At 68.7% G+C, this 6,663-nt stretch carries 7 protein-coding genes; 2 read left to right on the top strand and 5 right to left on the bottom strand.

What is annotated here, in order from left to right; genetic code table 11:
* Positions 1–173 precede the first annotated feature (173 nt).
* Positions 174–1,592, top strand: a complete 1,419-nt coding sequence (locus tag ASC87_RS20475; protein WP_056666544.1) for an aldehyde dehydrogenase family protein — start codon at positions 174–176, stop codon at positions 1,590–1,592.
* Positions 1,593–1,604: 12 nt separating this feature from the next.
* Here the strand turns inward: ASC87_RS20475 and ASC87_RS20480 are convergent, their stop codons facing one another.
* From ASC87_RS20480 to ASC87_RS20500, 5 genes are all read right to left on the bottom strand, one after another.
* On the bottom strand, positions 1,605–2,885 hold the full coding sequence (locus tag ASC87_RS20480; RefSeq protein WP_056666547.1) for an RNA polymerase sigma factor: 1,281 nt from the start codon (positions 2,883–2,885) through the stop codon (positions 1,605–1,607).
* Positions 2,882–3,538 carry a YciI family protein gene (locus tag ASC87_RS20485; RefSeq protein ID WP_056666550.1) on the bottom strand — a complete coding sequence of 219 codons (657 nt, stop codon included), beginning with the start codon at positions 3,536–3,538 and terminating at the stop codon, positions 2,882–2,884. The genes ASC87_RS20480 and ASC87_RS20485 overlap by 4 nt, the downstream gene beginning before the upstream one ends.
* A 47-nt stretch (positions 3,539–3,585) precedes the next feature.
* Positions 3,586–3,996: a DoxX family protein gene (locus tag ASC87_RS20490; RefSeq protein ID WP_157604163.1), complete on the bottom strand. Its 411-nt coding sequence runs from the start codon at positions 3,994–3,996 to the stop codon at positions 3,586–3,588.
* A 10-nt stretch (positions 3,997–4,006) separates the two neighbouring features.
* The gene (locus tag ASC87_RS20495) at positions 4,007–4,435 is read right to left on the bottom strand and encodes a YciI family protein (protein ID WP_056666553.1); all 429 of its coding nucleotides are present in this window, start codon (positions 4,433–4,435) and stop codon (positions 4,007–4,009) included.
* Positions 4,436–4,557: 122 nt separating this feature from the next.
* Entirely contained in the window at positions 4,558–5,019 is a 462-nt protein-coding gene (locus tag ASC87_RS20500) for a hypothetical protein (RefSeq protein ID WP_056666557.1), read from the bottom strand.
* A 177-nt stretch (positions 5,020–5,196) separates the two neighbouring features.
* Between ASC87_RS20500 and ASC87_RS20505 the strand changes: the two genes are divergently transcribed.
* Complete coding sequence (locus ASC87_RS20505; protein WP_056666560.1) at positions 5,197–6,441, top strand: glycosyltransferase; 1,245 nt, start codon at positions 5,197–5,199, stop codon at positions 6,439–6,441.
* The last annotated feature ends 222 nt before the right edge of the window (positions 6,442–6,663 follow it).

A 6,663-nucleotide genomic window follows, 5' to 3' on the forward strand; every position in this document is an offset into this window, starting at 1 on the left:
GGCCCTATGGGTGGCACCCGAGGTGCCCAAGCGCGGCTGGTACAAGCTCTACGTCGAACACGTTCAACAGGCCCACCTGGGCGCCGACCTGGACTTCCTGGTGGGTGGCAGTGGGGCCGAAGTGCCCAGGGAATCGCACTGAACATGCCGTCAACACGCCCTGGAGACCTCTGATGTCCACGAACCTGAACTTGCAAGCGGTCGATGCGGTAGTCGCACGCGCCGTGCTGGCCTTTGACCGATGGAAGCTCGCCTCCGCGCAGTCCCGGGCCGACTTCCTGAACGAGCTGGCCCACGGTCTCGAATGGTCGAGGGACCCGCTCGTCGACATCGCGATGACCGAGACCTCGCTGGGCAAGGACCGCCTGGGCGGGGAGCTGACGCGCACGGTGTTCCAGCTGAAACACTTCGCGGACAAGGTGCTCGCGGGCCGCCTGTCGGCTGATGTGGAGAACGAGGTTGTCGCGGGGCCGCCCCCGGCCGGTCACCCGCACCTGCTGCGCACGCACGTGCCCGTCGGGGTGGTGGCCGTGTTTGCCGCCAGCAATTTTCCGTTCGCCTTTTCCGTGCTGGGTGGCGACACGGTGTCGGCCCTGGCGGTGGGGTGCCCGGTGGTGGTCAAGGTTCACCCGGGCCACCCGCGGCTGTCTCGTGCGGTGCAGGCCATTGCCCAAGGGGTGATGGACTCGCGGCCGGAATGGGAAGGCCTGGTCGGGCTCGTGGAGGGTGCGGGTTTCGAAAGTGGCGTGCACCTCGTCGAGCACCCGCAGGTCGCGGCGGTGTCGTTCACCGGGTCGCTGGCGGGCGGCCGGGCGTTGTGGAAGATCGCCAATGCACGCGAGGTGCCCATCCCGTTCTACGGCGAGTTGGGTTCCATCAATCCGGTGGTGGTGCTGCCATCTGCGCTGGAACAAGGTGGTGGCGAGCGTGCGGCGGCCCTGGCCGCGTCGATCGCCGGATCGTCCGGCCAGTTCTGCACCAGCCCCGGTGTGCTGATCGGCCTGAAAGGGCCGGCCATGGACACCTTCGTGCAGTCGCTGGCCGCCGGCCTGTCGCAGCAGGCCACCCACCGGATGCTCACGGAAGGCATCGAGCGCAGCTTCGCGGCGGGTGTCGAACGCCTCGGGCGGCTCACCGAACGCGGTGTGTCACCCGTGCCGGTGCTGGACCCGAGCGGTGTTCCCAAGCCCGGTCTGTTCGTGACGGACGCGCAGCGGTTCGTGGACTCGCACGAGTTGCGCGAGGAAGTGTTCGGCCCGTCGTGCGTGGTGGTGCTGGCCGACAGCCCCGCGCAGATCGCCGAGGTGCTGCTCAGCGTCACCGGCAGCCTGACGGTGACGCTGTGGGGGCTGCACGGCGACGACCCGGCTCACCACCGCATCCTCGACGCGGCGCTGCGCATTGGCGGCCGCATCCTGTTCGACGGGGTGCCCACCGGCGTGGCCGTCACCGAAAGCCAGCACCACGGCGGCCCGTGGCCGTCGTCGACCAACGCACTGTTCACCTCGGTGGGCGATGCCTCGTCGGCGAGGTTCCTGCGGCCGGTGGTGCTGCAGTCGTTCCCTGCGTGGGCTCGCGCCCGGGTTCGCTGATCAAGGATCGTGTCAGAGGCGGCCGCTGTCGCACAGCAGCACCCGCACCCGAAGCAACTTGCGCTCGCGCGCGTTGCGGGTGAGTTCCGCCGCCCGGTTGAACTCCTCGCGCGCCTCGGCCTTGCGGCCGAGCTTGAACAGCAGGTCGCCCCGCACGCTGGGCAGCAGGTGGTAGCCCTGCAACTGCGGATCGTCGCGCAGCCTGTCCACGCGTTGCAGGCCCACCGCCGGGCCGAAGGCCATGGCCTCGGCCACGGCACGGTTGAGCTCCACCACCGGGGACGGCGACTGGTCCGACAGCACGGCGTACAGCGCGGCGATGCCGGCCCAGTCGGTGTCCTCGGCGGTGCGCGCGCGCGCGTGGCACGCGGCGATGGCGGCCTGCAGGGTGTAGCGGCCGTGGGCGCCGCCCAGGGCCTCGGCCTTGGCCAGCGCGGCCAGGCCCCGGCGGATCAGCAAGGCATCCCACCGGGCCCGGTTCTGGTCCAGCAGCAGCACGGGGTCGCCTTGCGCATCCACCCGTGCGGCGGCACGTGAGGCCTGGATCTCCATCAGTGCCACCAGCCCGTGCACCTCGGGCTCGCCCGGCAGCAGGCCCGCGAGGATGCGGCCCAGGCGCAGGGCCTCGTCGCACAGGGCCGGGCGCATCCAGTCTTCCCCGGCGGTGGCCGAGTAGCCTTCGTTGAACACCAGGTAGATCACCTCGAGCACCGACGCGAGCCGCGGCGTGAGTTCGTGCGTGCGCGGGGCCTCGAACTGCACGTTCGCGGCCGCCAGCGTTCGCTTGGCCCGCACGATGCGCTGCGCGATGGTGGGCTCGGGCACGAGGAACGACCGGGCGATCTCGTCGGTGGCGAGGCCACCGACCAGCCGCAGCGTCAGTGCCACGCGTGCGTCGGGTGACAGCACCGGGTGGCATGCGATGAACATCAGCCGCAGCAGGTCGTCGCCCACGTCATCGTCGAGGGCGGCGTCCACGGCGTCGGCGAAATCGTCCTGCGCCATGGCGTGCTGCGCGTCGAGTTCGCGGCTGAGTTCACCCTCCTTGCCGGCGTGCACCTTGCGTCGCCGCAGGTGGTCCAGCGCGCGGTGTTTGGCCGTGGTCATCAGCCAGGCGGCGGGGTTGTCCGGGGTGCCGTCGCGCGGCCACTGTTCGAGCGCGGCCACCAGTGCGTCCTGGGCCAGTTCCTCCGCCACGCCCACGTCGCGCGTCATGCGCGCCAGTGCGCCGATGATCTTGGCCGACTCGATGCGCCAGACGGCGTTGATGGTGCGGTGCAGGTCGGCCGTCATGGGAGGACGGGATGGATCTCCACCGCGGGGCGTTGCTGCGCGTACGGGTAGCGGCGCACCCACGCGATGGCGTCGTCGAGCGAGGGCACCTGGATGAGCCAGTAGCCCGCGATCAGTTCCTTGGTTTCGGCGAACGGCCCGTCCATCACCGTGTGCCGTCCGTCGCGGAACGTCACGCGGGTGCCCTTCGCGGTGCCACGCAGGCCGTCCGCGGCGAGCAGCATGCCCGATTGAACGGCCTCGTCGTTGCGCCGGGCCATGGCCTCGAGCCGGGGGGCGGGCGGGGTGGTCTCGGCCTCGGTGTCGGCATCGGCTTTGACGAACACCACGAAACGGGGCAACGTGCTGCCAGCGGTGGGGTCCACCCCGGGCAGGCCACCGGCACAGCCCGCATCGCGGAGTTCGAACTCGCCCTCGTGGACCGGTTGCGCGCGCAACCACGCCAGGGCGGCCTCGCGCGACGGGGCCTCGATGACACTGAGCCCTTGCGGGCCCGCACCGGGAGGCCGGAGCGGGCCGGGGCCATCGGCCGTGAAGCCGATCGCGACGGCCGCGGCGCGTGGCCCCAGCTGCACGTTTTCGTGGAGGGTGATGCCGGCAGCCGGCGGTGTGGCGAGGGCGGTGCCGCCCTGGCGCAGGATCACGAATCTCATCCGTTGCGGTCCTCGGAATGGAAGTCGGACCGCAAGGATATCGCCGATCAGCGCCCCAGCAACAGTACCCGCAACCGCTGGTCACGCAGCACCAGGCCACCCCACGCGATGACCCCCACGTACACGCCGAACAGCAGGTGGCTGAAGACCGGGCTGCCGGCCCGCAGGTGCGTGGCGATGGCGCCACCGAGCAGCGCCGTCAGCAGGATGGCCCCGAGCACCGCGGTGCGCGGCACCGCATACAGCACGGCGATGGCGAGCGTGATCACACCGAGCGTGAGGGTGTGCTGGAGCGGTAGGCCCAGTTGTTCGGAGGTGGTGCGAACCACCTCCAGGTCGAGCACCTTGATGATCCCGTCGAACAGCAGGAACAGCACGACAAGACCGGTGAGCACACGGCCGGTCCAGCGGGCCGGGACGGGAAGGGGCGACGGTTGGGGCAAGGCAAGGGTTTGCATCGCCGTCTCCTCAGCCGCGGGCCTTGAGTTGCCCGAGCTCGGCGCGCTGCCGCTCCTCCTGCTCGCGCAGCTCGGGGGTCATCGCCGCGCCGAAGTCCTCCATCTCGAACACCTGCCGCAGCTCCACCTCTTCGCCGTCCACGAAGGGTGCGCGCTTCAGCCATTCGATGGCCTCTTCCTTCGAGCGCACCTGCCACATCCAGAAGCCTGCGATCAGCTCCTTGGTTTCGCTGAACGGGCCGTCGGTCACCGAACGTGCCTTGCCGTCGAAACGCACACGAACCCCCTTGGCGCTCGGGTGCAGGCCTTCCCCGTCGAGCATCACGCCGGCCTTGACCAGCGCGTCGTTGTAGGCGCCCATCTCCGTCAGCTGCGCCTCGCTCGGCATCACGCCCGCTTCGGAATCCTTGCTGGCTTTCACAATCACCATGAATCGCATGACCATCTCCTTGAGGTTGGCGGGCCAGCAGAAAGTGCTGGTCTCATGGGGACGTCGCGCGACAACACCCCGGATCGACATCGCTGCCGACCGGGGTTGAAACAAGATGTATCAGGAGGCGATCAGGAGCCGCGCACGCCGCCTTGTGCGATGCCCACGCGGACGGCTTCGTCGCGCACTTGCGGCAGTTCGTTCAGCTGCACCGTGCGGCCGATGCGAGACATGCGCTCCTTGTAGTTGGCGATCGCTTCGTCCACGTTGCGCGGAGCGCTGTCGGGTGCGACTGCTGCCGGTGCGGCTTCACCGAACTGCACGGTGCGGCCGGCACGCTCGGCGCGGTCTTCCCAGGCTTGCTGGCGGGCGGCTGCGTTGCTCGGCACAGCGTCGGGGGAGACGGTGGCGGCTTGTTCGTCGTAGCGGGCGGTGCGGCCGATCAACGCCATGCGTTCGGCATGTTCGGCGCGGGCCGTGGCGGTGGCTTGGTCAACCGGTGCGGCCGTGGCGGAGAAGGTGGTGACCAGGGCGCTCACCGAGGCGAGGGCGATGGTGGCGGCGACAAGGCGGGTGCGGAGGAGGGTGTTCATGGGGTGTCCTGTTCAGTTCGTCGTTGGTGTGAATGAACTGTAGGTTTTCAGCCCCAAAGGAAAAAGATGCGCTGAGGGAATAGGTTGTTTCACCTAGCGCAACAGCGGCGCCGTGGCTGTCGAACGGCCGCTGGAGGATCAGGCAACGTGCCGCAATGCCTGCGCTACGATGACCCGATGGCGAAGATCATGTTGGCATGGGAGGCTGGAAGTTTTCTCGGCCATGAAGCTTTGGTGACGGCCTCGGCGGTGATGTTGCATCACGCCGGACACGAGGTTGTCGTCTGCCCACCCGCCGATGTACCGCCGAACGAGGCTGCCCAGCGCGAGGGAATTGCGTGGCAGCCCGTCAGCCGCGCGCCAGGGCACTTTGCTCCGAGCGTGCCTGCGCGATGGCGGTCCCGTGCGACGGCGCTGTGGGCCTTTGGCATGCATTCTTCGGCGCACACGGCAGATCGCTTCCACGCTTGGACCGCCCTGTTGCACCGAGAGCGTCCCGATGTGGCGGTTCTCCAGGCTGCACCGTATGCGCAATTGGCGGTGCGGCATGCCGGCGTGCCGTCCCTGGAGTTCGGCATCGGGTTCGACGTGCCTCCGCGGGTGTCCCCTTTCCCGGCCTTTCGCCATGGCGGAGCCTTCGACCTCAACGTCGCTCTGGCGCTCGAGCGCACGATGGTCGAGAACGTTCGGCGGGTTTGCCCGGTTCCAGAAGGAACGCCTCTCCACGCGCTGGTGTCGGGCGACCGCCGGCTGGTGGTGTCCGCGGCCGAACTGGACCACTACGGGGGGCACGAGGATTCGACACGCCACTTCTGTGGACCGCTGCCTTTGCTCGACTGGGGGAGTTGTGAGGTCGTGTGGAAAGCAACCAGGCCGCGTGTGTTGGCCTACGTTCAGGCGAGCGCGATCGATCCGGCGGAGTTCTTGAAGGCGGCAGGTCAGTTGCAAGGTGACGTCGTGGTGATCTGCGCCGACGCAGACGGCTTGGTCCGCACGCTCGCTGAGGAATATGGTGTCCGACTCTTCGCGCCACCGATCTCGGTGCGCGAGTTGTTGCCCAGCGCCGATTTGGTGATATGCCACGGCGGCGGAATGATCGTCGAGGCCTTGGTGCGGGGCCGACGCTGCCTGGCGCTGCCAATCCACCACGAGCAGGCCATGACGGCGTCCAGGTTGGCCGGCCTTCGGCTTGCTGGGCACCTCGGCCCGAGGCAGGCGACCCATTACGCGGGTGCCATGCGCCGCCTGCTGGCGGACAGGGCACTGGTTGGCCGCCTGGGTGAATTCGAGAAGCGACATCGGCACATGGCGACCCGGTCGGTGGAGTCGTTCGTCGCGGCAGTCGCGTCGTTGGTGGCCGGTGCTCGCCCTGGGCCCGAGGGCGCCCACTGGCAGCGCGGAGGGTCATCCGGAGGCCATTGAAATCAGCAGTCAGTGGCTTTGGCCAGCGCCGGGGGCGCGAGCACGCGTGACTGAACCTCTTCCGCCTCAGGTCTTGGTTCGAAGACGAGCACTGATTCGATGAACACCTGGAAGGCCTCGCGCTTTCGGTCTGGATCGGTTGGGTCCATGAATTGGATGCGGCGAAAACCATGGCCTTTTGAATTCGCTCATCGAAGGACGGGGGCCACGTCATGTGTGACC

Source organism: Rhizobacter sp. Root1221 (genome assembly GCF_001425785.1).
Classification (GTDB): domain Bacteria; phylum Pseudomonadota; class Gammaproteobacteria; order Burkholderiales; family Burkholderiaceae_C; genus Rhizobacter.

Bases quoted from the DNA above. Each gene is read 5' to 3' on its own strand.
- ASC87_RS20475 (WP_056666544.1), top strand. From the start codon at position 174: ATGTCCACGAACCTGAACTTGCAAGCGGTCGATGCGGTAGTCGCACGC.
- ASC87_RS20480 (WP_056666547.1), bottom strand. From the start codon at position 2,885: ATGACGGCCGACCTGCACCGCACCATCAACGCCGTCTGGCGCATCGAG.
- ASC87_RS20485 (WP_056666550.1), bottom strand. From the start codon at position 3,538: ATGAGATTCGTGATCCTGCGCCAGGGCGGCACCGCCCTCGCCACACCG.
- ASC87_RS20490 (WP_157604163.1), bottom strand. From the start codon at position 3,996: ATGCAAACCCTTGCCTTGCCCCAACCGTCGCCCCTTCCCGTCCCGGCC.
- ASC87_RS20495 (WP_056666553.1), bottom strand. From the start codon at position 4,435: ATGCGATTCATGGTGATTGTGAAAGCCAGCAAGGATTCCGAAGCGGGC.
- ASC87_RS20500 (WP_056666557.1), bottom strand. From the start codon at position 5,019: ATGAACACCCTCCTCCGCACCCGCCTTGTCGCCGCCACCATCGCCCTC.
- ASC87_RS20505 (WP_056666560.1), top strand. From the start codon at position 5,197: ATGGCGAAGATCATGTTGGCATGGGAGGCTGGAAGTTTTCTCGGCCAT.